The following is a 24,763-nucleotide window of genomic DNA, read 5'->3' as shown; positions in this document are numbered from 1 at the left end:
AATGAGTGAAACTATTCACGTACCCAATATTGGCGGAGAAGGCGAAGTTATTGAGATACTTGTTAAGGTTGGTGATCGTATTGAAGCCGAACAAAGCATTGTAACTCTTGAATCAGCCAAAGCCAGTATGGAAGTACCCTGCTCAAAGGCTGGGGTAGTGAAAAAGATTCTATTTAAAATGGGTGACACCTTAAAAGAAGGTGACCCTATGATTGAATTAGAAGCTGAGGGCGGTTCAGAAGTCAAGCAAGAAGAGCCTGCTAAAGAGCAAAAAGCGGAACCTAAACAAGAAGCTAAAGCAGAACCAAAAGAGGCTGCTCAGAAACCAGCGGCAAAATCTAAAGGTGGTGTCGAGCAAATCAATGTGCCTAACATTGGTGGCGAAGGTGAAGTAATTGAGATTCTTGTTAAAGTGGGTGATCGTGTTGAGGCTGAGCAAAGCATTGTTACCTTAGAATCTGCTAAGGCCAGTATGGAAGTACCTACCCCTAAAGCAGGTATTGTTAAGAAACTTCTATTCAAAATGGGTGACTCACTAAAAGATGGTGACCCAATGCTTGAGTTAGAAGTTGAGGGTGATGTTGCACCTGCTACAGCTGAACCTGCTAAGCAAGACACAGCCCCAGCGGCAGCACCTAAAGCTGCTGCACAAGCGCCAGCTACTAAAGGTGGTGTAGAACAAATTAATGTGCCTAATATCGGTGGTGAAGGCCAAGTAATTGAAATATTGGTAAAAGTAGGTGATAGCGTTGAGGCTGAACAAAGTATTGTGACGCTAGAGTCAGCTAAAGCCAGTATGGAAGTACCTACTCCTAAAGCAGGTATTGTTAAGAAGCTTCTATTTAAAATGGGCGATTCATTGAAAGATGGTGACCCTATGATTGAATTAGAGGTGGCAGGTAGCGCAGCTCCTGTAGCAGAATCTGTAAAAGAAGCTACTAGTTCACAAGCGAGTGCTCCAGCAGCTAAAGCAACACCTGCATCTGTTAGTGCGCCTACAGGTGCTCCAGCAGGTAATAGTGCTAAAGTGCATGCAGGCCCTGCAGTACGTATGGTTGCTCGTGATTTTGGGGTGGATTTAGGTTTAGTAACACCTACAGGGCCACGTGGACGTATTCTAAAAGAAGATGTACAAAATTTTGTTAAGCAACAGTTACAACAGCCTAAAGCTGCTGCAGGTGCAGTGACAGGTGGTAGTGGTATTCCGCCAATCCCTGAAGTAGATTTCAGTCGCTTTGGTGAGATAGAAGAAGTAGCAATGACTCGCTTAATGCAAATCGCCGCTGTAAATTTGCATCGTAGTTGGGTTAATGTACCACATGTTACTCAGTTCGATCAGTCTGATATTACTGAACTTGAAGCATTCCGTGTGGCGCAAAAAGCATTAGGAGATAAGAAAGGGGTTAAGTTAACCTTGTTACCTTTCTTAATTAAGGCATGTGCATACTTATTGTTAGAGATGCCAGACTTTAATAGTTCATTAGCACCTAGTGGTAAAGCGCTTATTCGTAAGAAATATGTACATGTAGGCTTTGCAGTGGATACTCCAGATGGCTTATTAGTACCTGTTATTCGTAATGCAGATAAGAAGAGCTTATTTGAGCTTGCTCAAGAAGCTGCTGATTTAGCTGCTAAAGCACGTGATAAGAAGTTAAAACCAGACGAAATGCAAGGTGCTTGTTTCACTATTTCTAGTTTAGGTCATATTGGTGGTACGGGTTTCACTCCTATCGTTAATGCGCCTGAGGTAGCTATTCTTGGTGTTAATAAAGCAACCATGCAACCAGTTTGGGATGGTAAAGCCTTCCAACCACGTTTGATGTTGCCATTATCATTATCCTACGATCACCGTGTGATTAATGGTGCAGCAGCAGCTCGCTTTACTAAACGTTTAGCGGATGTATTAGCTGATATTCGCTCAATGTTACTTTAAACATAAGTAGCTATAAAAAGCCCCTCATTAGAGGGGCTTTTTTATGAATAATAAATAATAGTTTTGGCTACAGTATTTGATATATTTTTAGAAAGTAACTTTGTTGGCTGTGGGTTCAATTGCAGATCCAAATTTATCGACACAATTAGGGCTAGAAGTAACACCTCCAGAGATTGGAGCAAATACAGTTGAGCAATGATAAATCTCACCATTATTTTTGTTTTTTACATCATATTCAATAGTAGATACACCATTTTTTCTATTACCAATAATAAACTCATGTTCTTGTAACCCGATTGAACGTGCAGTGGCCTTTCTTAAATTTGATTCAGAGAAAGAATTTGAGCAACCGATTAGTGTTAGAAATAGTATTAATGCTATAGTTTTTTTCATTAATTATACCTTTGCCATTGTTAAAGAAAAAATTAGGGGGGCAATATACGGTTATTAATACTAAGTTGCAATAATATTTCCAATGAGATTAGTTTTCATAAAAAAATACTTGTATTTAGAAAATTGCTAGTATAATAGCCATCCTGAAGGTCAATTGACTTTATCAGTGTTAGTGTTAAGTAGAAGGTTCAAAAGTGCAAGAAGCTACACGTTTATTTATGTACGGTAAAATCCATCGCTGTCGTGTGACTGAGGCGAATTTGGATTATGTGGGTTCTATTACCATTGACCCATTACTACTAGAGGCCAGTGGTATTTTGCCTTACACCCAAATTGATGTGGTGAATATTACCAATGGTAATCGCCTACAGACATATGTTATTCCAGGTACTAAGGGGGCTGGTGAAATTTGTTTAAACGGTGCTGCCGCCCATTTATTTAATAAAGGGGACTTGGCCATTTTAATGGCGTATGAACAATGCCCCGTAAGTCAATTAGTAGGTCGTAAATCAAAAGCAGTAATGGTCGATGATAATAATCAGATTACTGAGATTTTTACTTACGAAACACCAAGTATGGAGCAACTAGCAGCAGGTGAAGTGCCTAGCCGTGCCCATGAACGTTACTCAGAGAAAATATTAGCTCATTAATTATTTCCTGAGCTAATATTTATTCTTTGATTATTGCTACTACCTGCACGGAGTAGGAGTGATATTAATATTCCTTACCTAGCTTTTGTGTTTGTTGATGTAAGAGATGGGCTTTCCAAGCTTGAACATGTTCTAAAGAGGACTAATAGGAAAAGAGTAATCTCTTGATCGTTTTCTGTAATGGATTAGAAGTCTAAGCAGCCAAACGCATTAAAGGCTAATCCCCTTAATTGGTTGGCTAATTCATTATAATAGTAATCTAATTGTTTTACTTTTGCTTTAAAAATAACAATATGCATAGTTAACTTAATAGTTTTTCTAATAGCCAATTACCTGCCATGCCTAGTTTTCTCTTTCTAGACCAAACCACATCAATAGACATATTGTAAGGCCAACCAGATACTTTTAATTCAGTGAGCTGATTTTTAGCAAAATTTTTAACGAGTTCGTGAGGAAGCTCAGCCCAACCAAAACCTTCCACAACCATTTCTAATACTAATAAGTAGTTAGAAGCTGACCAGTAGATAGTAGGATTGATAATATCAAATAGGTGATTAAGGGGTAACTCATCAGTGGATGAGGTTGTTTTGACATGAATTAGGCGATATTGAGATAGTTGTTCATAGGATATTTTTGTGAGGTGTGCTAGAGGATGAGTTTTAGCTACAAATAATCCAAAATCCACTTGGTGTGGAATAGTAGTGTGAGCAATATCAGGCGCATAGTGTGACTGGGTGATTAGTAACCCTAAATCAGCTCGCCCAGTACTGACTAAATTTAGAATATCATCGTGTTCTGCCACAATACATTCAAACTCTAACTCTGGGTAGTTTTGGTCAAGCTCTCTTAAGCAGTTTGTGTATTGTTCGGCCTGATAGGTATCTGATAAAGCAAGCGTTAATTGAGGTTCTAAGCCACTAGCTAATTGGTAAGCCATTCTATTAAGCTGATCGGATGCACTAAAGACATTTTCAGCATAACTCAGTAGTTTTTTTCCTGCTTCAGTCAATGTAGGGTGGCGATTTTGTCGATCAAATAAAGAAACCCCTAAATCAATTTCTAATTTAGCAATTGCTTCACTGATGGTTGATTGGCTTTTTCCTAATTTTCTCGCAGCTGCGCTAAATGAACCAAGTGCAGCGGCTTGGGTAAAGGCTTCTAATAATTCTAATGAAAAATACATATCGGTTTTCCCGATGAAAACTAACTTAATCTTATTATATATCCGATTATAATATACGCCTATAGATAAATGAGTAATATAAGGTTGCAAATATGATGAGTTCTGTTATTTATGATTCCACGAGAAGAAGTGGCAAAGAGCGTGCTTTTCATGCATTGCTGTTTGAGGTCATTGCTACTTTAATTACTGCACCGACAGCCGCTTGGTTAATGGGGCATTCGATTATTAAAATGGGCGCATTAACTATTATGTTTGCTGCCATCGCGGCATTATGTAATGTGGTGTTTAATTTTTTGTTCGACTTAGCACAACGACGTATGTGTTTTAAACGAACGGTTAAAGTGAGATTATTACATGCTACATTGTTTGAGATAAGTTTAATTGGTGTTTTGGTGCCAGTAGCTGCATGGTGGTTATCAGTAGGATGGGTTGAAGCATTTTTACTTGATATTGGATTTACATTGTTCTTTTTACCTTATACTTTTGTTTATAACTATGTTTATGATGAGATACGAGAGTATTTATTTAAAAGAAAAATGATGAAGCAGCAACTTGATATAAAAGTGTTACCATAATAAGACTAACCGATTAAATACAAGTTAATTAAACAGAGTAAAATCCTTAACTGAAGTTTTAAGTTGAGGATTTTTATTATGTCATGTAAACAATTAACAAAAGTAGATTTAGCTAATTTGTCTCCTAGTTTAGAAAAGGTGATCTTTGGTATGGGGTGTTTTTGGGGGGTAGATCGATTATTTTGGCAACAAGAAGGAGTTTTAGGGACAGCCGTTGGTTATGCAGGTGGACATACTTTAAATCCTACTTATGAAGAAGTATGTAGAGGTAATACAGAACATGCAGAGGTTGTATTAGTTGTTTATGATCCTGAAGTTATTTCTTTTGATGAATTATTAAAAATATTTTGGGAAAATCATGATCCTACCCAAGGTATGCGTCAAGGTAATGATATTGGTAGTCAATATCGTTCAGTTATTTATTGTACTTCTGAAGTACAATTACAAAAAGCTTTTGCAAGTAAGCAAGCTTATCAACAACAGCTTAGTTTAAAAGGCTTCCGAGCTATCACCACGGAAATTAAAGAAGCACCAGAGTTCTATTTTGCAGAAGAATACCATCAGCGATATTTACAAAAAAATCCAAATGGTTACTGTGGATTAAAGGGAACAGGTGTGGAATGTGTATCTTAATTTGTGGGAGCAATATTATAGGTAACAATTAATGTGAGAAAAGGTAACAATCATTGAGTATTAAAAATTGGAGTTTTCTAAATAAGTCTTTAACTTATTGATATATATCAATATCTATTTTTTGGCATGGTTTGTGCTTTTATATAATTACAAGAAAAACAATAACAGAGTGATAATATGAAAATTAGTTTAGCGGTTAAATAAGAATTATAAAACGCATCATTAAAATAAGAATTATAAGAGTGGTATCAATCAAGAAGGGGGCTTAGCCCCCTTTAGTATTTTTGCAACTTCCGTTTCTAGCTATAAATCAGTTAATATCTTTTTAGAATATAAAAAACTACATGTACTGATTAATTGATTCATTATCGACGAAACATAGAAAGAAAATATAAACCTATGAAAATAATCATATGTTTAATAATGATTGTAATGGCATTTGGGATATTATCTTATCAGTTAATAGCATCATCAAAAGACAAGAAAATATAATAAAGAAGTTCTGGTAATTACATAGAGTAATTACCAGAAGTATAGAAAGGATTAAACCTTAGCACGTGCTTTGTATTCGTTAGTACGTGTATCGATTTCGATATAGTCACCGATTTCACAAAACTCAGATACTTTTAATTCATAGCCAGTATTTAAACGTGCTACTTTCATTACTTTACCAGAAGTATCACCACGTACTGCTGGTTCCGTATAGGCGATTTGGCGAACGATGGTAGTTGGTAGTTCAACAGAGATTACGCGACCATCATAAAATACTGCTTCACAAACGTCTTGAATGCCATCTTCAATAAAATGAACAGCATCACCTAAGTCGTCTCTTTCTACTTCGTATTGGTTGTATTCATTGTCCATAAATACAAAGTTAGGATCAGCAAAGTATGAATAAGTTACTTCTTTACGTTCTAGAATGATAGGTTCTAATTTATCATCTGCTTTGTAAACATTTTCAGTAACAGCACCTGTTAAAATGTTTTTTAACTTCATTTTTACAACAGCAGCATTGCGGCCTGATTTATTAAATTCGGTTTTTTGCACAACCCATGGTGCATCATTAATATTCATTACTTGGCCAGCACGAAATTCTTGAGCGGTTTTCATTAGGATATCCGTTAATTTATCTGATTAGTACTTTATATAAAATTTTAGAACTGCCTATGATAGCCAATTTTTATAAAGTTTGGCTAGTTTTGTGATCAAATCTGTAACAGTTTTTTGCTTTTTTGCCCAATTTATTGCCTGTTTTTGTAGTTTAGGTAGGTGTTGTTGATAGTTTAGCCAACTATTAGCGAGATTTTGTTGTTTATTCCAAGCAAACCACCAATCAATAGTGGCCTGTTTTTCATTAGCAGTTAAATCTGTTAAATAGTAATCGAGAAAAGCGTTTAATTTTGTTAAATGAGCATCTTCTTGTTGTGGATAAATATGCCATAACATGGGCTTACCAGCATATTGAGCTCTAATAAAAGAGTCTTCACCTCTAATAAGATTATAATTTGTACACCACAGTAATTTATCAAAATCCTCTTGATTTACAAAAGGAATAATTTGAATAGTGAGAGCGTCTTTGTGGTATTGGTAACCAGCAACTAATGATGAACTATCGATATTTAAATAATCAGCAAGGTTATTTAATAAAGGTGTTTGGGGGATTAGTAAGTGATATTGCTTATTACTTTTTTGTAAAATATCTAACCACTCAGATAGTGCATGATTAGCATAGCTGAATAGTAATATTAAATAGTGATCTGGTTGTTTTATAACACCTAATTGGCTTAAAAACTGTTGTTGACGGTTAGTATCATTTTGAAATTGCTCTGCTTGTTCAAGTAAGTTTTTTTCTCTGATGACACTGCCCGTTTCTTCTAAACCTGTAAAAAAGAAGTATTTATTAAGATTATTAGATTGTGGTGAAGATAGGGCATGAAAATCAATAGACCACCTTTCATAGGTTAGATATTCTAAATTTAACCATAAAATGGCTTTATTAGCTGTTTGCATAGCTTGTTGGTAAGCTGCCGGAATATTACAGGCAAAAGCTTCTATTACAATATCAGCAGGTTCAACAGGTTGCCATTGATTGTCCCAATACCTAATTTCAATATTAGCAATTGTTTGTACTTCTAATTGTGGATCTATAAGGTTACAGAGTTTTTGAAAGCTATTTAGATCGTCTACCCATAATCTAACTTGTTGTTTGTGTTCATTAGTAAGCTGTCTTGCTAAACGCCAACAAACACCAATATCACCATAGTTATCAATGACACTACAAAAAATATCCCATTTAGTGTTAGTAGGGAACTTATCCATTAAGCAATACGTTGAAATTTTAAATCCCAAACACCATGCCCCAAACGTTCACCCCGTGTTTCAAATTTAGTTTTGGGTCTTTCTTCTGGTCGAGGAACATAGGTATTGTCTGTAGCCAGATTTTTATAACCCTCTGCTGCACACATTACTTCTAGCATATGTTCTGCATAAGGTTGCCAATCAGTTGCCATATGAAAAACACCGCCTACTTTGAGTTTACTTCTAACTAGTTGAGCAAATTCAGGTTGTACAATACGGCGTTTATGGTGACGTTTCTTATGCCAAGGATCAGGGAAAAAGAGTAATAAGCGATCTAGGCTATTGTCAGCAATGCAATTATTGAGTGCCTCGATGGCATCACAGTTAAAGACTCGAACATTATTGAGTTGTTTATCTTGTAGGATAGTGATTAAAGCACCTACACCAGGTTTATGTACTTCGATACCTATAAAATCTTGCTCGGGTGCTTGTTCTGCCATTGTACAGAGCGATTGTCCCATGCCAAAGCCAATCTCTAAAGTAACGGGTGCTGTTCTTTTATAGATTTGTCGGTAATCTAAAAGTCCTTGTTCTAACTCTAGCCCAAAATCTTTCCAGCCTGTTTCAATAGCTTGTTTTTGCCCATGAGTCATTCGGCCTGCACGTATCACAAAGCTTTTAATAGTACGAAGTGGTGTGGTTGTTTCTGTCATATAATTACTAAAGTAGGGAGCTATAATATTAGGCGGGTATTTTATAGCATAAAAATGGAAACGCTACTTTTTTAAGTTATTATATAAGAAAAGGATTCTTTAGAATAATTAAAAGGCTAGATAACTAGCCTTTTACGAGGGTTAAAACTAGACTTGAAACAGTTACTTTCGAGCAACAAGTCCTAGTACTAGTGTTACAACAAAAACCACTAAGAATATATAGAAAAGAATTTTTGCTATTCCTGCCGCACCTGCAGCAATACCACCAAACCCAAATAATGCGGCAACAATAGCGATAATAAAGAAAATAATAGCATATCTAAGCATGGTTATACCTCATTGTAAGTAATTAGAAACTCGATTAATATTTTTGACGAGATTCCCAATCTTTAATTTGCTCTTCGGCTTTATCTTTAGTAATGCCATATTGCTTTTGGATGATGCCAGATAATTGTTCACGTTTGCCGTCAATTTGATCAATTTCATCATCGGTGAGTTTTCCCCACTGTTCTTTGATCTTACCTTTAGCTTGTTTCCAGTTACCTTTTACAATATCCCAGTTCATAATCGCACCTCATAAATCAGTTAATTAAATTAATTACTTGTGCACATATTCAAGATAAGTTTATTTATCAAGTACTTCCATTAGACGATGGTAATTAAAAGACAAATCACTATTATTTGATAGTTTTACTATTTTTTGTGTTTTTTCAGTAGCTTATAAGACTTGTTAAATTATGTTTGAAACATGAAGACAAGAATAACAAGTGATAATCAGTCTGTTATTTAGCTGAAAGGGAGATATTAATTGGTAAAATTAACAAAAATAACTAAGTCTATATAAGCAATTAGACTTAGTTATTGATTGAGGTAGTTATTTTATTAAGCCATCTAATGGTGATGAGGCTGTTGCATAAAGTTTGCGTGGCATACGACCTGCTAAATAAGCCTTACGGCCAGCAATAATGGCATGTTTCATTGCTTCTGCCATAAGCACGGGGTGTTGTGCGTGGGCAATAGCACTGTTCATTAATACTGCTTCACAACCTAATTCCATGGCAATAGTAGCATCAGAAGCAGTACCTACTCCTGCATCAACAAGTACAGGAATTTTGGCTTCTTCTAGAATGATTTGTAAGTTATAAGGGTTACAAATACCCATGCCACTACCAATTAACCCTGCCAATGGCATAACAGCAATACAGCCAATTTCTGCTAGTTGACGAGCAATAATAGGGTCATCACTGGTATAAACCATTACTTCAAAGTTTTCTTTAACTAGTATTTCAGCTGCTTTTAATGTTTCTACCACATTAGGAAATAAAGTTTTTTGATCAGCTAATACTTCTAGTTTAACGAGGTTATGACCATCTAGTAGTTCACGAGCTAAACGACAAGTTCTAACGGCTTCAGTAGCGTCAAAGCAACCTGCGGTATTAGGTAAAATAGTATATTTTTCGGGTGAGATAACATCTAATAAATTGGGCTCATTAGGGTTTTGACCGATATTAGTACGACGTACCGCTAAGGTAACAATTTCTGCACCAGAAGCTTCAATAGCTTGTTGCGTTTCGTTGAAATCTTTGTATTTACCAGTGCCAACTAATAAACGAGATTGATAGGTTTTACCTGCTAATACTAGCGGTTTATCTGTTATAGTAGTATTCATTTTATTGATTCCTTAGGCCTAACCACCACCAATAGCGTGGACGATTTCTAATTGATCATTTTCTTTTAAAAAAGTTTCTGTATGTTGACTACGCGGTACTATTTCTTGATTAAGCTCTATGGCAATACGTTTACCTGTCAACTCAAGCTGTTCTATTAAGCCAGTTATTGTGGTTGGTTCAGTAAGCTCATGAGGCTGTCCATTAATATAAATTTTCATCATACTAAGATCACTCTAGATGGATTGTTTCGCAGGAACTTTCCATGCTGCAATACACAGTAAAAACCAGCCAAGAATAAAAGCAACACCTCCAATAGGTGCAGTACCTATATTTGGTAAGCCAAAATAGGTGATGGAGTAAAGGGTACCAGAGAAGAATAAGATACCAATGGTAAATAACCAACCTGTTGCTTGAATAAGGCGGCTAGAAAATAGGTAACAAAGAGCGGCTATGCCCAGTAGGGCAATGGCGTGGTATAGTTGGTATTGAACACCTAGCTTGAAGGTTAAGATTTGTGCTTCAGATAATACTGATTTTAGGCCATGTGAGGCATAAGAGCCTAAAATAACCCCAGTAAAACCAAAAAAGCCAGCTAAGGTAAGAAAAACACGAAACATGCTAACCCCTTTTAATAAAAATTATCGCGCCTATTCTACCTGAGAATAATTACTATATGGTAATTTAATATAATTATTAGGCTCATAAAAAAGCCTGCGATTAAGCAGGCTTTTAAGTAGATTAACAAATTATTTACGTTGATCTACTGGTACAAAGTCACGCTCTGCGTAACCTGTATAAAGTTGGCGTGGACGGCTAATTTTATAAGGTTCAGATAGCATTTCTTTCCAGTGTGCAATCCAACCTACGGTTCTAGAAATGGCAAAGATTACTGTAAACATACTGGTTGGAATACCAATTGCTTTTAGGATAATACCAGAGTAGAAGTCAACGTTTGGATAGAGATTACGCTCTACAAAGTAAGAATCATTACGTGCGATTTCTTCTAATCTCATCGCTAGTTCTAAATGAGGATCATTGATTCCAAGTTCTTTTAACACTTCATCACAGGCTTTTTTCAGTACTTTAGCACGTGGATCGAAGTTTTTATAAACACGATGACCAAAGCCCATTAGTTTAAATGGATCGTCTTTATCTTTAGCTTTGGCTAAATATTTTTCAATATTATTAACACTGCCAATTTCTTCTAACATAGTAAGTACTGCTTCGTTAGCACCACCATGCGCAGGTCCCCATAGTGCAGCAATACCTGCGGCGATACAAGCAAAAGGGTTAGCCCCTGTAGAACCCGCTAAACGAACGGTAGAGGTTGATGCATTTTGTTCGTGGTCAGCGTGTAGGATAAATATTTTATCCATTGCTTTGGCTAAGATAGGGTTAACTTCTTTTTTCTCACAAGGATTGCTAAACATCATGTGTAAGAAGTTAGCAGCATAATCTAAGCTATTATCTGGATACATAATGGGTTGTCCCATTGAGTATTTATAAGCCATTGCTGCAATAGTAGGCATTTTAGACACTAAACGATTAGAGGCTATTTCGCGATGGATAGGATTGTTAATGTCTAAAGAGTCGTGATAGAAAGCAGAGAAAGCCCCTACAAAACCACACATGACAGCCATTGGATGGGCATCACGACGGAAGCCATTTAAGAAGCTCTTCATTTGTTCATGTACCATGGTGTGGTTATGAACAATATCTTCATATTGTTTTTTCTGTTGGGCGTTTGGTAACTCGCCATTTAATAATAAGTAACAAACCTCTAAATAGTCAGAATATTCTGCTAATTGCTCAATGGGGTAGCCTCGATAGAGTAAAATACCTTTATCACCGTCGATATAGGTGATTTTTGACTCACAAGAGGCAGTGGACATAAAGCCTGGGTCATAAGTAAAGTGATGAGTAGAGGCAAGATTTCTTACATCCACCACATTAGCGCCTAAGGTCCCTTGAAGTACAGGTAGTTCTAAATTTGTACCATCATCAAAGGTTAGCGTAGCTTTATGATCTGCCATGTTATCTCCTTCTTGTTTAATCTATTAATTAAACAGTTAATTTTTTGATTATTAAAGATTTTTAGTTAGTTTAAGTTCGGATAATTAGTTAGTATCACATTTTCGTTAATTATTAAGTTTCCAAAATATTATATTATATTTGTTAAAATTTCATGCTCATAATAGACTAATAAATAATATAACCGTTCAAAATATAATTAGGGAACAGTTTTTATGACTTCTTATGTTGAAATGATAGAAAAAATCACCCCAGAAATATACCAGAATTTGAAGCAATCTGTCGAATTAGGTAAATGGCCTAATGGTAAACCGTTAACTGCAGAACAAAGAGAAACTTGTTTGCAGGCTATCATTGCGTGGGAGTTGAAGCATCTGCCAGAAGAAGAGCGTACGGGATTTATTGATGGTCCTGGTTGCCAATCCCATAAAGATGATGATCACCATGATGAAAAGATAATTATTAAAACTAAGACAACCCACTAATGACTTTAAATAATGTGCTAGAAGGGCAGTTGCAAAAGATGCAGGTGTCTATTGCTGATGTTCAAGATAAAGTTGTGCAATATAATTTATGTTTAGGTGAACATAAATTGTTACTGAATAATTACTTAGGTAAAAATATACAAATTAATTTTACGGGTAATATTTTTTGTCAGGCATGTCACACAAAAACACCAAAAAGCTATGGACAAGGCTATTGTTATAAATGTTTTATCAGTTTGGCGCAATGTGATATTTGCATTATGAGTCCTGAGAAATGTCATTATGCTGAGGGGACTTGCCGAGAGCCTGAGTGGGGTGATCAGTTTTGTATGACTGATCATATTGTCTATTTAGCTAACTCATCAGGATTAAAAGTAGGTATTACTCGAGCCAGTCAAATACCTACCCGTTGGATTGATCAAGGTGCGAGACAAGCAGTCCCTATTTTTCGTGTAGCTACTCGTCAACAATCTGGTTTTATTGAAGATATTTTAAGAGAGCAGGTAGCAGATAAAACTAATTGGCGGCAATTATTAAAAGGTGAGGCAGAATCTTTAGATTTGTTAGCTGAGCGTGATCGTATTTTAACTAATAGCCATAAAATGATCGCTAAATTACAAGCTACTTTTGGCATACAAGCAATACAACCAATAGAAAATCAACAGGTTACAGAATTAAACTATCCTGTTCAACAATATCCTACTAAAATAATCAGCCATAATTTAGATAAACAACTGGTTGTACAGGGCAAATTGGATGGGATAAAGGGCCAATATTTAATTTTAGATACAGGTGTTATTAATATTCGTAAATACACTGCTTATCAGGTTAGTGTTTCTGTACAATAGTAAGTTAATTTAAAAAATCACAATTATTATTATTCGCTTCACCACCAAGGAGTTTTTTAATGAGTAACTCAGTAAAAACTATTTATTTAAAAGATTATCAAGCACCTGATTACTTAATAGATGAAACCCATCTTAAGTTTGAGTTGTTTGAAAGCTTTACAATGGTTCATGCCGAGTTATATATGCGCCGTAACCCTATTCAAGATACTGACGAGTTGCCAGAGCTAATACTTGATGGGCAAGAGTTAGAGTTACTGACTGTAGCTATGGATAATGTGGTTTTAAATAGTAATAGTTATACGGTAGATGATAAAAGCCTGACCTTACAACCGACTAAAGATAAGTTTGTGTTAAAAACAACGGTACGTATTCATCCAGAAACCAATACAACCTTAGAGGGCTTGTATAAATCTAATACTATGTTCTGTACACAGTGTGAAGCTGAAGGGTTTAGAAAGATTACTTATTACTTAGACCGTCCTGATGTAATGAGTAAATTTACAACCACTATTGAAGCAGAGCAGCAACGTTATCCTATTTTACTATCCAATGGTAATTTAACGGCGCAAGGTGATGAAGATGATCGCCATTGGGCTACATGGCAAGATCCTTTTAAAAAGCCTGCTTATTTGTTTGCTTTAGTAGCAGGTGACTTATGGTGTGTAGAAGATAAATTTATCACCATGAATGATCGCGAAGTGGATCTACGCATTTATGTAGAGCCTGAAAATATTGGCAAAGTAAGCCATGCGATGACCAGTCTAAAAAATTCGATGCGTTGGGATGAAGAAGTATATGGTCGTGAATATGACCTTGATATCTTTATGATCGTAGCGGTCAGCGATTTTAATATGGGCGCGATGGAGAATAAAGGACTTAATATCTTTAATACCAGTTGTGTATTAGCGCGCCCAGAAACCGCTACGGATATGGCTCATCAACGTGTCGAAGCTGTGGTGGCACATGAGTATTTCCACAATTGGTCGGGTAATCGTGTAACCTGTAGAGATTGGTTCCAATTGTCTTTAAAAGAAGGTTTTACAGTATTTAGAGACAGTGAATTTACAGCGGATATGAATTCACGAACAGTAAAACGTATAGAAGATGTAGCTTTTTTACGCACCCATCAGTTTGCTGAAGATGCAGGGCCAATGGCACACCCAATACGTCCTGATACTTATATGGAAATTTCTAATTTCTATACGGTGACTATCTATGAAAAAGGGGCAGAAGTAGTACGCATGCTGCATACTTTATTAGGTAAAGAGGGCTTTAGAAAGGGAACCGATTTATATTTTGAACGCCATGATGGGCAAGCGGTGACTTGTGATGATTTTGTAAAGGCATTGGCTGATGCTAATGATATTAATTTAAACCAATTTAAACGGTGGTACAGCCAAGCAGGTACACCTAAGTTAGAGGTTGCTGAATATTATGATGCGACTACTAAACAATATAGTTTAACCTTTAAACAGTTTTGTCCGCCAACCCCTAATCAGGAAGAAAAATTGCCCTTTGTTATTCCTGTAGCAATGGGTTTATTAGATAAGCAAGGTCAACCTTTACTATTACAGTTGGTTGATGACGCAACTACTGCGTTAGAAAAAGTATTGGTGATTACGGAAGCAGAACAAACTTTTACCTTTGAAAATATTAATGAAAAACCCATACCTTCTTTATTAAGAGGTTTTTCTGCTCCTGTACAATTAACCTTCCCCTATAGTAAACAAGATTTATTATTTTTAATGGCGCATGATAGCGATGGCTTTAATCGTTGGGATGCTTGTCAACGTTTAGCTATAGAAGCTATCCAACAACAAATAGCAAATTACCAAGCAGGTAATCCTTTAACCTTAGATGAAGGCTTGGAGAAGGCTTATGCTAGCTTGTTGGCAGATGATTCTTTAGATCAAGCGATGGTAGCTGAAATGCTATCACTACCTGCTGAGAACTATTTGGTAGAGATCAGTGAAGTGGCTGATCCAGCCGCTATTCATGCTGCACGTCAGTTTATTCGTAAACAATTGGCGATTAATTTAAAAGGGCTATTTTTAAACAGATATCAAACTAATAGAAATATTTCTAAACAAACGGCTTATTCTCCTTTAGCAGATCATAGTGCGCGTCGTAGTTTACAAAATATGGCGCTCTCTTATTTAATGTTAACAGAGGATAAAGAGGTGCTAGCGGCTTGTATAGATCAGTTTAATAACAGTGATAATATGACAGAGCAGTTAGCAGCTTTAACTAACTTAGTGAATTCTCCTTTTGAGCAAGAAAAACAACAAACATTAGCTAGTTTTTATGACCAGTTTGCTGAAGATCCTTTAGTGGTTGATCAGTGGTTTGCTGTACAAGCGAATAGTCAAGCAGGGGATAGTTTGGCGAGAGTGAATGAGTTAATGACTCATAAAGCATTCACTATTAAAAACCCTAATAAGGTTCGTTCATTGATAGGTGCTTTTGCTAATAATAATCTTACGGGCTTCCATCAAAAGACTGGAGCAGGCTATAAGTTCTTAGCGGATCAAGTGTTGGTATTAAATAAAATGAACCCACAGATTGCTTCTCGCTTGCTAACACCTCTAACTCGTTGGAGAAAATATGATACTGAGCGTCAGCAATTAATGAAGGCTGAATTAGAACGTATTCTGGCTGCTGATAAACTATCCAGTGATGTTTATGAAGTGGTTAGTAAAAGTTTAGCATAGAATAATAATGGAATAATCGTATGGCTATCGTGTCAGAGATATTGCAGCAAAAACTGGCTAATGTAAAAGAAGTTGCCTGTGTTATAGCAGATATTAATGGTATTCCTCGTGGTAAGATGATGAGTAAAGATGGCTTTTTATCTGGCCGTCGTTTACAAATGGCACGAGGTATATTATTGCAATGTATTATGGGCGGCTATCCACCTACTCATTTTTATGGGGCAGATGATGGTGATGTGGCTGTTTATCCAGATGAGCAACATATTTATTTGTTACCATGGTCAGACATTCCTAAAGCCTTGGTTCTCAGTGATGCCTATGAGTTAAATGGTGAGCCCTCAAATCTATGTTCTCGAGTATTGCTAAAGCGTATTTTACAGCGCTATAGTGACTTGCAGTTTGAACCTGTAGTTGCTACAGAAATAGAATTCTTTTTATTTGATAAAAACTCAGATCCTAAAGAGTCTTTTATGCCACCTATTGGCTTGGATGGAAGACGTGAAACAGGTGCGGCTGGTTTTACTGTTTCAGCCAATAATAACTTACAACCCTTTTTTCAAGAACTTTATCAATCTATGGAGTCGTTTGGTATTCCTAGGGATACTTTTGAACATGAAATGGGAACCAGTCAATTTGAGTTAAACTTAGTGCATGATAATGCATTACTGATTGCTGACCAGACATTGTTGTTTAAGTTTATGGTAAAAGAGTTGGCGCTAAAATATGGCATGATAGCCGTGTTTATGGCTAAACCTGTTGAAGGGGTAGCTGGTAGCTCTATGCATATTCATCAAAGTATTGTTAATAAAGAAACAGGTAATAATATTTTTAATGATGAAAGTGGTGAAGCAACACCTGAGTTTTTTAATTATATTGGTGGTTTACAAACAGTATTAGGTGATTTAACACCCTTTTATGCACCTAACATTAACTCTTTCCAACGCCTTAATAACCCTTATTATTCTCCCAATAATGTTTGTTGGTCTTATGATAATCGTGCCGCGGGTTTACGTATTCCAGTTAGTAGTCCAGAAGCTAGACGAATAGAGAATCGTTTAGCTGGGGTTGATGTGAACCCTTACCTTGCTATTGCTGCTACGTTAGCAGCAGGTTTATATGGGCTAGAGAATAAGTGTCAACCTACTGAACCTAGTAGTGGTGAGATTATTGTACCTGATGAGTTAACCGTTCCTAATTCATTGTTTGGCGCACTGCAACGTTTAGAGAAAAGCAAACTAGCTCACGGTTTGTTTAATCAAGAGTTTATAGACGGTTTTATTGCTACTAAACGCCAAGAGCTCCAAAGTTTCTTTGAGGAGATTAGTCCTTGGGAAAGGTTATATTTAGGTGGTCAGCTTTAAGCTGATAAAATATTAGCCTTATTTATTAATAGGGCTATTTTTTATACAAGCTCTTCTGCTCTCAATTCACTTTTTAGGTAAGCATAGTAAATAGGGGCTGCAATTACACCTGCAAGGCCAAAAGCAGCTTCGCAAACTAGCATTGCTATTAATAACTCCCATGCCCTAGCACGAATTTGTCCCCCAACAATACGAGCATTTAAGAAATACTCCAATTTATGTATTAGTACAAGGTAGAGTAGTACACAGCTAGCCACCCAAAAAGAAACAGACATGGCGACAATAAAGATGATCGTATTGGAAATAAGGTTGCCAATAACAGGTAATAATCCCACAATAAAGGTGAGTAGAATAAGGGTTTTTACCAGAGGTAAATGCTCACCAAAAATATGCGGTACAGTCAGTAAAAATATCGCTGTAAAGAAAGTATTAAGCATAGATATTTTAATTTGGGCAAATACAATATCATGAAATGCTTTAGCAAAACGGCTCACTCGGGTAAATAAGGCTTCTGCTAGTGGTCTTAAAGTATTGGGTGTTGGTGTAGGTTGTAAAGCGATAATAGCACCTAACACCATGCCAATAAGCACTGTTACAAACAGATGTGCAGCGCCTTTACCAAAAGTTCTTAGTTCTGCTAGATGCCCCATAATAAATTGGCTGATATGGTTTTTAATATCTTCAGCAGTAGCAGGCAAATATCTATCAATACTTTCAGGTAGTTGATTACGTGCTTTTTCAATAATCATTAGTAGCTTTTTTAGTAGTTGTTCTGGGTGATTAGCTTCATGCATTAAAAAGGAAAAGGCACTGGTAAAGGCAATAGTAAGGGCTGTAATAACAACAATAGTTAAAATGCCTACCGCAAGAAAGCGCGCCACTCTGCCTGCTATACGCTGTTGCAGTATTTTTGTAATAGAATCTATGATTTCATAAATTAGCAATCCTGCAATTAAACAGGGAAGCAGTTTTAAAGGTAATAAAAGAATAAGGCTAACAGCTACAATAAGAACACTAGCTAAATTAATAGGCCATGAGCGGGCATTATTCATGAAAAGTTATTTACCTTTAAGTTAGTTTGAGAATCTGCAATATATTGCCATTATTTAAAGGGTAAAATCAAAATAAGTAATCATTATATGGTTAGTTATTTTGTTTCTTAAGATTTTTACCTTGTTTTTAAGTAATATTGTTAAAATGAAAAACTACATTTATAAAAATCATAGTTTATTGAGAGTATCCCTATGAAACTAGAAACATTGGCCATTCATGCAGGTTATAGTCCTGAACCTACTACTCACTCGGTAGCAGTGCCTATTTACCAAACCAGTTCATATGCTTTTGATGATACCCAACACGGTGCTGATTTATTTAATTTAGCAGTACCCGGTAATATTTATACGCGTATTACTAACCCCACTAATGCTGTTTTAGAACAACGTATTGCTGCTTTAGAAGGGGGGATTGGAGGGTTGGCATTGGCTTCTGGAATGGCAGCTATTACTTATGCTATTCAAACAATTACCGAGGCAGGTGATAATATTGTATCTGTGGCTAAGCTTTATGGTGGTACTTATAATTTATTAGCACATACATTGCCACGTTTTGGCATAGAAACACGCTTTGCTCAACACGATGATTTAGTAAGTTTAGAAAAACTAATCGATGACCGTACTAAGCTGATTTATTGTGAGAGTATTGGTAACCCTGCAGGTAATATTGTTGATATTGAAGCATTGGCTACAATAGCACATCGTCATGGTATTCCATTAGTGGTTGATAATACAGTAGCAAGTCCTGCGCTTTGCCGTCCATTTGAGTTTGGTGCCGATATTGTTGTTCATTCATTAACTAAATATATAGCAGGGCATGGTACTTCATTAGGTGGAATGGTGGTTGATTCTGGTAAGTTCCCTTGGGTCAAGTATGCAGATCGTTTCCCTATGTTGGTTAACCCTGATCCTTCTTATCATGGTGTAAGTTATACTGAGACCTTTGGTGAAGCAGCCTATATTGCTCGTTGCCGTGTTATCCCATTACGTAATATGGGGGCTGTCTTATCTCCGTTTAATGCTTTCCAAATTTTACAAGGTGCTGAAACACTTGCACTACGAATGGAGCGTCATTGTGAGAATGCAGTGAAGGTGGCTCAGTATCTAGAGCATCATCCTCAAGTGAGTTGGGTTAAATATGCAGGTTTGGCTAGTCATCCAGAGCATAAGTTAGCCCAGAAATATATGAAAGGAACACCCGCTTCTATTTTGTCTTTTGGTATTAAAGGTGGTATTGAAGCAGGTGCTAAATTTATTGATGCCTTAAAACTAGTGGTGCGTTTGGTGAATATTGGTGATGCTAAGTCATTAGCCTGTCATCCTGCTTCTACTACACATCGTCAGTTAAATGCTGAGGAATTAGAGAAAGCAGGTGTTAGTCAAGATATGATCCGCTTATCAATAGGTATTGAACATATTGATGATATTTTAGCAGATCTTGAGCAAGCATTAGCAGCAACTAAGTGATTTTTGTAAGAAAGGTAAATAAATTATATTTACCTTTCTTCATTTTAAATAGGTTGTTAGCCTTTAGTTGTAGAGATATTATAAGTTGTTGCTCAAATAATTTAGTAACAATTACCTCAATTTAAAATTTCCCAACATAAATTCTTTCCGTATAATACAAGTTTTTTGTTATAGATTTAACTTAATCTTATTGGATATTCATTTAATTCAAAGGGTTGTTTTTAGGGTTTGGGTAGATGAAGAAATTAATAATATTGTTAATTTGTATTTATGGGATAACGGGATGTGTGAATCGACAGAGTGATAAACAATCACTTGTTGTTTACCCTCAGCCTGCTTCGCCTTTCGACTTGTCTCTTAATAGAGAACTACATTATCAACAAAAAGATACTATTGATACTTCCTTATTTGGGCTTAAACAAGCATTTATAGCTCAAGAAGGGGACTTCAATCGTGCCCAAAAACCAAGTAGTTCGCCAGCTATTAATGGCATTATTTCCCGTGGTTTTTCTTTATTAGGTACTCCTTACCGTTATGGCGGTCAATCAGTCAAAACAGGTTTTGATTGTAGTGGCTTTGTTGGTTACTTATACCAAAAAGAGGCTGGCGTTGATTTACCACGTTCTACACGGCAGTTAATTAAAGTGGATGCTCCCAAAGTAGCAAAAACCAAGTTAAAACCAGGTGATGTTCTGTTCTTTGCTACAGGCCGTGGTCGCCAAGTGAGCCACACAGGTATTTATATTGGAAATCATTACTTTATTCACTCAGCTAATGAGCGTAAAGGTGTTCGTATTGACAGTCTAAATAATCGTTATTGGAATATTAGCTTTGTAGAGGCTAAACGAATTCTAAATTAATATTGATTTTTACTGTGAAAATGATGAAACACATGTTTATAATAACAACAATTTTTTTATGATTTAGAATTGAGTAGTATTAGTTTGTGTTACGAGTGTAATTAAAGTATGAGTTATCTAGGTGGAGGTTGTATGTTGAGGAAGCTTCTTATTCTAGGGATTGTACTCGGAATTTCCGCTTGTTCTACTAATGAACAGACTACACGTACGGCGCCTGTGATTACTGCTAAATTTCCTGCAAGTGCCGATGAGGTTTCTATTAGTGCAATGAGCCTAATTGGAACACCTTATATTTGGGGAGGGAATACGCCAGAATCAGGTTTTGATTGTAGTGGCCTAATTGTCTATGTTTACAATAGCTCAGGCATTAAATTACCACGCACTACTAAAGCAATGAGCAGTATGGCTACACCTACTGTAAAACGTAATTCATTAAAAACAGGTGACTTAGTGTTTTTTGCTACCAATGGTGGTTATAGTGTAAGTCACGCAGGAATTTATGTGGGTGATGGTCGTTTTGTGCACGCTCCTAGTTCTGGTGGGGTGGTACGCCTTAATAATTTAAATGAAAGTTATTGGAATAAAACCTTTGTATTGGGTAAGCGAGTTATTCAAAAGTAATATATTGAATAACTATCTAGTAATACTGAGCATCAAATTAATATAGGAATGGGCAAGGGGTAAGAGGAGTATAATGATGTTACGTATCGGCTATGCCCTATTGTTGATGCTCTTTTTGGTAGGTTGTTCTACTATTCGTGATTATGATAGAGAGTTAACTATTGTCAGCCAACAAATTAATGTGGGGGATGTTGATGCTGCATTAACTGTTTTAGAGAGCAATAATAAGAAAGATAAGAAGGATTTACTCTATTACTTTGAAAAGGGTGAGTTACTCAGACTGAAAGGTGATTTGCAAGCTAGCCAAGTAGCATGGATGTCTGCCAATCAACAAGTACAAGCATGGGAAGATGCTGTAAAAGCTGATCCAGCAAGATATGTTAATAATTTTATGGCCTTTTTGTTAAATGACAAAATTAGACGTTATGAAGGCTATGATTATGAAAAAGTCATGTTAACTACTCAAATGGCTCTTAACTATTTAGCGATGGGGGATTGGGCATCTGCACGTGTAGCTATTAGACAAACCCATGAGCGAGAAGCAGTTATTGCCAATCTGCATGATCTGCTTTATGAAAAACAAGAGCAATTAGCTCAAGATAAAGGAATTGATACCCAGTTCCAAGATTTAAATGGTTATCCTGTTGCCACTTTAAATACACCAAGTGTGGTAAATTTAAAAAATAGTTATCAAAGTGCATTTAGCCATTATTTAGCAGGTTATATTTACGAAGCATTAGGGGAAAGAGACTTAGCAGCGCCTGGTTATCGTAATGCAATCGAGCTAAGACCTGATGCGGCTGTTTTAAAAGATGCTTTAAAGAATCTTACTAGTAATATCAGTAGGCCTGCTAATCAAAGTGATGTGTTAATTATCATGCAGTCTGGTTTGGCACCTAAACGTGAGTCTTTTAGTTTGTCTATTCCTATTCCAACTAATGATGGTATTATTCAAATATCTGTTTCATTACCTGTGATTACTGATGTTGGTTATAGCTCAAAATTTAATGCAATTGCAGTGAATGGTCGTAATTATCCATTAACAGAAGTAACAAGTGTGGATGTAATGTCTCGTCGTGCGTTACGCGATGATTTGCCAATGATTCTGGTAAGAACTGTTACTCGGGCGGCAACTCGGGCGGTTGCACAGCAACAGTTAAATAAGGAGGTTAGTCCTTGGGCAGGCTTAGCTCTTGGGTTGGCGGGTGCTTTATTAGAGCAAGCAGATTTAAGGACATGGCGTACTTTGCCAGAAAGCATGCAGATAGCGCGCTTAAATCTACCAAAAGGAAAGCAAACCATAAACTTACCGAATGGTACACAGCTTGATGTAATGATTAGTAATAGTTATCAGATAGTTCAGTTGATACAAATAGGAAATAAAATTTATGTACCTTAATCATCTTGAGCTATAATTGATGGAAAGTTGTAATTTAATTTGAGGGAAGATAAATATGCGTCTACATTTAAAATTAATCTGTGCATTAGTGATGGGTATACTTGTATTAGCGGGATGTTCAAGTAAACACCCAAATGTGGTTGAGATGGGCAAAGTAAAGCATATTGAGGTACTCGAAGCGCAAAAGTCTAGACAGAATGGATTTTTAGTGATTAAGGTGGCTGTAGAAAATACGTCTCGTTATAATCAAAATATTAATTACCGTTTCCAGTGGTTAGATGATCAAGGTTTCCCTGTAGGCAAAGAGGAAACATGGAAAAGTAAGTTGATTTACGGTAAACAAAGTACTTATATAAATAGTATTGCTCCTGTTACTCAGGCAGTGGACTTCCGTATTGAAATTCAAGAGCCTTAATGATTACAAGTTTATTTAAGAGGATGTTAGTATGTTAAAAATGCGTGGTATTACTTTATTAGCAGCAGCTGCTATGATCGTTGTGGGGTGTGCTGATAACTCTCCTATGGTTAGAAGTGAAAAAGATGTTAGCTATGGTGACCCAAATGCAGTAGAAGTGGCAACCATAGATTTTGGCTCTACTGATTTGCAAATGATTGCTGAAGATATGTCACGTTCTTTAGCGCAATCAGGTGTATTGCGTGGTCGTCCAGTTATTCAAGTATATGATGTACAAAATAAAACTTCTGAGTATATTGATACACGTAGTGTGACTGACTCTATTAAAAATCAGCTGATGAAAGCAGGTGTAGCACGTTTTGCTAGTGATAATACTAGAATGCAAAGCCAAGTAGATCAACTTAAACTACAAAATGATAGTGGCTTATATAAAGAGTCTACAGTGGCTAAAACAGGTAATATGATTGCTGCAAAATACCGCTTAGAAGGTACTTTAACTTCTATTAATAAGAAAACTAAAAATATAAAAGATGTTTATTATAAATTTACTTTAGAGCTGTTTGATGTAGAAAGTGGCTTATCTGAGTGGATGGATGAAAAAGAAATCCGCAAAACACAAAATCGATGAGTAGATGATTATGCGTATATTAACAGGATTATTAGTAGCTACATTATCTCTTGGTGCTTTTGCTCAAGAAGTTAAACCGAAAGTAGCTGTCACAGATTTAGCATATGAAGAGCAAGTCAAGGATTATATTAAAATTGTTGACTCTTCTCATAATGCTAATACTAATTCAACAAACAATAACAGAGCAGGTAATTACTCTAATAATACAACTTCTGATTATCATAAGGTTGAGGGTACTTACAGCTATGTTAATCAAACGGAGTTACGTAAGTTTGTAGGCGATATTAAGGGTGATCTTAGAAAAACGGGTTTAGTTGATTTAATCCAAGGTCGTCCTTATTCTGGTGATCCTGATTTTGATAATATTAACGACATAATTGCACGTATTGATCAGGGTGATTTTGATGGTGCAGATTATGTATTGTTTGGTCGTGTTTCAGATATTCAGTTTTCTGATAATGTGATGAATATTCAACACACTAATACTTATTCTAAATCATTAAATTTAACAGTAGTTGCTGAGTTTAATTTAATTAATACACAAACCCATGAAATTAAAGCCGCATTCACTGCTATGGGTGAAGCTAAAGAGTTAAAACTAGTTAATAGTTTAGATAAGAAGGTAACTTTAGATCGTGCTAAATTAGTTAGTAAAGTATCTAAGGCTTTAGGTAAAGATGTATCGAATCAAGTGGTTGAACAATTAACAGGTCAGTTACCTGATGATGCGTATAATCCACCTGTTCGTCACAATATGCCGGCAGATGAGCCACCAACAGTGATCAGACGTAAGTAATCATAGATAGTTTATAAAAAGGGGTATTTATTACCCCTTTT

At 36.2% G+C, this 24,763-nt stretch carries 26 protein-coding genes and 1 pseudogene; 15 read left to right on the top strand and 12 right to left on the bottom strand.

Annotated features, from left to right (window positions below; genetic code table 11):
* Window position 1 precedes the first annotated feature (1 nt).
* A complete protein-coding gene (gene aceF / locus MTZ49_RS00240; RefSeq protein WP_264746434.1) occupies window positions 2-1,933 on the top strand; it encodes a dihydrolipoyllysine-residue acetyltransferase in 1,932 nt (643 codons plus the stop codon).
* An 87-nt stretch (window positions 1,934-2,020) separates the two neighbouring features.
* Here the strand turns inward: aceF and MTZ49_RS00235 are convergent, their stop codons facing one another.
* Window positions 2,021-2,326, bottom strand: coding sequence for a hypothetical protein (locus MTZ49_RS00235; RefSeq protein WP_264746433.1), 306 nt, complete (start codon window positions 2,324-2,326; stop codon window positions 2,021-2,023).
* Window positions 2,327-2,520: 194 nt separating this feature from the next.
* Between MTZ49_RS00235 and panD the strand changes: the two genes are divergently transcribed.
* A complete protein-coding gene (panD, locus tag MTZ49_RS00230; RefSeq protein ID WP_264746432.1) occupies window positions 2,521-2,976 on the top strand; it encodes an aspartate 1-decarboxylase in 456 nt (151 codons plus the stop codon).
* Window positions 2,977-3,277: 301 nt separating this feature from the next.
* On the opposite strand, the gene MTZ49_RS00225 is transcribed toward panD, so the two are convergent.
* Window positions 3,278-4,159, bottom strand: coding sequence for a LysR family transcriptional regulator (locus tag MTZ49_RS00225; RefSeq protein ID WP_264746431.1), 882 nt, complete (start codon window positions 4,157-4,159; stop codon window positions 3,278-3,280).
* A 92-nt stretch (window positions 4,160-4,251) separates the two neighbouring features.
* Here MTZ49_RS00225 and MTZ49_RS00220 point away from each other — a divergent pair, with 92 nt between their 5' ends.
* Together MTZ49_RS00220 and msrA are read left to right on the top strand one after the other, a co-directional pair.
* Window positions 4,252-4,734, top strand: coding sequence for a multidrug/biocide efflux PACE transporter (locus MTZ49_RS00220; protein ID WP_413774162.1), 483 nt, complete (start codon window positions 4,252-4,254; stop codon window positions 4,732-4,734).
* Window positions 4,735-4,875: 141 nt separating this feature from the next.
* Window positions 4,876-5,367, top strand: a pseudogene (gene msrA, locus MTZ49_RS00215) (peptide-methionine (S)-S-oxide reductase MsrA); the annotation flags it as partial.
* 543 nt (window positions 5,368-5,910) lie between these two features.
* Here the strand turns inward: msrA and efp are convergent.
* From efp to MTZ49_RS00170, 9 genes are all read right to left on the bottom strand, one after another.
* Entirely contained in the window at window positions 5,911-6,477 is a 567-nt protein-coding gene (efp, locus tag MTZ49_RS00210) for an elongation factor P (protein WP_264746430.1), read from the bottom strand.
* Between the two features lie 54 nt (window positions 6,478-6,531).
* The gene (gene earP / locus MTZ49_RS00205; protein ID WP_264746429.1) at window positions 6,532-7,686 is read right to left on the bottom strand and encodes an elongation factor P maturation arginine rhamnosyltransferase EarP; all 1,155 of its coding nucleotides are present in this window, start codon (window positions 7,684-7,686) and stop codon (window positions 6,532-6,534) included.
* Complete coding sequence (gene trmB / locus MTZ49_RS00200; protein ID WP_264746428.1) at window positions 7,686-8,378, bottom strand: tRNA (guanosine(46)-N7)-methyltransferase TrmB; 693 nt, start codon at window positions 8,376-8,378, stop codon at window positions 7,686-7,688. The genes earP and trmB overlap by 1 nt, the downstream gene beginning before the upstream one ends.
* A 162-nt stretch (window positions 8,379-8,540) precedes the next feature.
* Window positions 8,541-8,705 (bottom strand): DUF1328 family protein, encoded by a 165-nt coding sequence (locus MTZ49_RS00195; RefSeq protein WP_264746427.1) that lies wholly within the window; start codon window positions 8,703-8,705, stop codon window positions 8,541-8,543.
* 34 nt (window positions 8,706-8,739) lie between these two features.
* Window positions 8,740-8,943: a CsbD family protein gene (locus MTZ49_RS00190; RefSeq protein WP_264746426.1), complete on the bottom strand. Its 204-nt coding sequence runs from the start codon at window positions 8,941-8,943 to the stop codon at window positions 8,740-8,742.
* Between the two features lie 309 nt (window positions 8,944-9,252).
* Window positions 9,253-10,047, bottom strand: a complete 795-nt coding sequence (locus tag MTZ49_RS00185) for a thiazole synthase (RefSeq protein ID WP_264746425.1) — start codon at window positions 10,045-10,047, stop codon at window positions 9,253-9,255.
* Between the two features lie 18 nt (window positions 10,048-10,065).
* On the bottom strand, window positions 10,066-10,266 hold the full coding sequence (thiS, locus tag MTZ49_RS00180) for a sulfur carrier protein ThiS (RefSeq protein ID WP_264747908.1): 201 nt from the start codon (window positions 10,264-10,266) through the stop codon (window positions 10,066-10,068).
* Between the two features lie 15 nt (window positions 10,267-10,281).
* On the bottom strand, window positions 10,282-10,665 hold the full coding sequence (locus MTZ49_RS00175; protein WP_264746424.1) for a DUF423 domain-containing protein: 384 nt from the start codon (window positions 10,663-10,665) through the stop codon (window positions 10,282-10,284).
* A 129-nt stretch (window positions 10,666-10,794) separates the two neighbouring features.
* Window positions 10,795-12,081: a citrate synthase gene (locus MTZ49_RS00170; protein WP_264746423.1), complete on the bottom strand. Its 1,287-nt coding sequence runs from the start codon at window positions 12,079-12,081 to the stop codon at window positions 10,795-10,797.
* 213 nt (window positions 12,082-12,294) lie between these two features.
* Between MTZ49_RS00170 and MTZ49_RS00165 the strand changes: the two genes are divergently transcribed.
* The 4 genes from MTZ49_RS00165 to MTZ49_RS00150 are packed head-to-tail and all read left to right on the top strand — an operon-like array spanning window position 12,295 to window position 17,484.
* The gene (locus tag MTZ49_RS00165; RefSeq protein WP_264746422.1) at window positions 12,295-12,564 is read left to right on the top strand and encodes a YeaC family protein; all 270 of its coding nucleotides are present in this window, start codon (window positions 12,295-12,297) and stop codon (window positions 12,562-12,564) included.
* Window positions 12,564-13,412, top strand: coding sequence for a DUF2797 domain-containing protein (locus MTZ49_RS00160; RefSeq protein ID WP_413774161.1), 849 nt, complete (start codon window positions 12,564-12,566; stop codon window positions 13,410-13,412). The genes MTZ49_RS00165 and MTZ49_RS00160 overlap by 1 nt, the downstream gene beginning before the upstream one ends.
* Before the next feature lie 59 nt (window positions 13,413-13,471).
* Window positions 13,472-16,123, top strand: coding sequence for an aminopeptidase N (gene pepN, locus MTZ49_RS00155; protein ID WP_264746421.1), 2,652 nt, complete (start codon window positions 13,472-13,474; stop codon window positions 16,121-16,123).
* 20 nt (window positions 16,124-16,143) lie between these two features.
* Window positions 16,144-17,484, top strand: a complete 1,341-nt coding sequence (locus MTZ49_RS00150) for a glutamine synthetase family protein (protein ID WP_264746420.1) — start codon at window positions 16,144-16,146, stop codon at window positions 17,482-17,484.
* A 41-nt stretch (window positions 17,485-17,525) separates the two neighbouring features.
* Here MTZ49_RS00150 and MTZ49_RS00145 read toward each other — a convergent pair whose 3' ends face one another.
* The gene (locus MTZ49_RS00145; RefSeq protein ID WP_264746419.1) at window positions 17,526-18,536 is read right to left on the bottom strand and encodes an AI-2E family transporter; all 1,011 of its coding nucleotides are present in this window, start codon (window positions 18,534-18,536) and stop codon (window positions 17,526-17,528) included.
* Window positions 18,537-18,728: 192 nt separating this feature from the next.
* Between MTZ49_RS00145 and MTZ49_RS00140 the strand changes: the two genes are divergently transcribed.
* The 7 genes from MTZ49_RS00140 to MTZ49_RS00110 all read left to right on the top strand — a co-directional run bounded on the left by MTZ49_RS00140 (window position 18,729) and on the right by MTZ49_RS00110 (window position 24,722).
* Entirely contained in the window at window positions 18,729-20,003 is a 1,275-nt protein-coding gene (locus MTZ49_RS00140) for a bifunctional O-acetylhomoserine aminocarboxypropyltransferase/cysteine synthase (protein ID WP_264746418.1), read from the top strand.
* A 287-nt stretch (window positions 20,004-20,290) separates the two neighbouring features.
* Window positions 20,291-20,863: a C40 family peptidase gene (locus MTZ49_RS00135; RefSeq protein ID WP_264746417.1), complete on the top strand. Its 573-nt coding sequence runs from the start codon at window positions 20,291-20,293 to the stop codon at window positions 20,861-20,863.
* Between the two features lie 132 nt (window positions 20,864-20,995).
* Window positions 20,996-21,484 (top strand): C40 family peptidase, encoded by a 489-nt coding sequence (locus MTZ49_RS00130; protein WP_264746416.1) that lies wholly within the window; start codon window positions 20,996-20,998, stop codon window positions 21,482-21,484.
* A 73-nt stretch (window positions 21,485-21,557) separates the two neighbouring features.
* Complete coding sequence (locus MTZ49_RS00125; RefSeq protein ID WP_264746415.1) at window positions 21,558-22,883, top strand: COG3014 family protein; 1,326 nt, start codon at window positions 21,558-21,560, stop codon at window positions 22,881-22,883.
* A gap of 55 nt (window positions 22,884-22,938) precedes the next feature.
* Window positions 22,939-23,298 (top strand): YcfL family protein, encoded by a 360-nt coding sequence (locus tag MTZ49_RS00120; protein ID WP_264746414.1) that lies wholly within the window; start codon window positions 22,939-22,941, stop codon window positions 23,296-23,298.
* 40 nt (window positions 23,299-23,338) lie between these two features.
* Window positions 23,339-23,926 carry a penicillin-binding protein activator LpoB gene (lpoB, locus tag MTZ49_RS00115; RefSeq protein ID WP_264747906.1) on the top strand — a complete coding sequence of 196 codons (588 nt, stop codon included), beginning with the start codon at window positions 23,339-23,341 and terminating at the stop codon, window positions 23,924-23,926.
* A gap of 10 nt (window positions 23,927-23,936) precedes the next feature.
* Window positions 23,937-24,722: a penicillin-binding protein activator LpoB gene (locus MTZ49_RS00110; RefSeq protein ID WP_264746413.1), complete on the top strand. Its 786-nt coding sequence runs from the start codon at window positions 23,937-23,939 to the stop codon at window positions 24,720-24,722.
* The last annotated feature ends 41 nt before the right edge of the window (window positions 24,723-24,763 follow it).

This window comes from Entomomonas sp. E2T0, from assembly GCF_025985425.1.
Lineage (GTDB): Bacteria > Pseudomonadota > Gammaproteobacteria > Pseudomonadales > Pseudomonadaceae > Entomomonas.
Note: the sequence above shows the minus strand (reverse complement) of the source record. Positions and strands in the feature narration are given on the sequence as shown.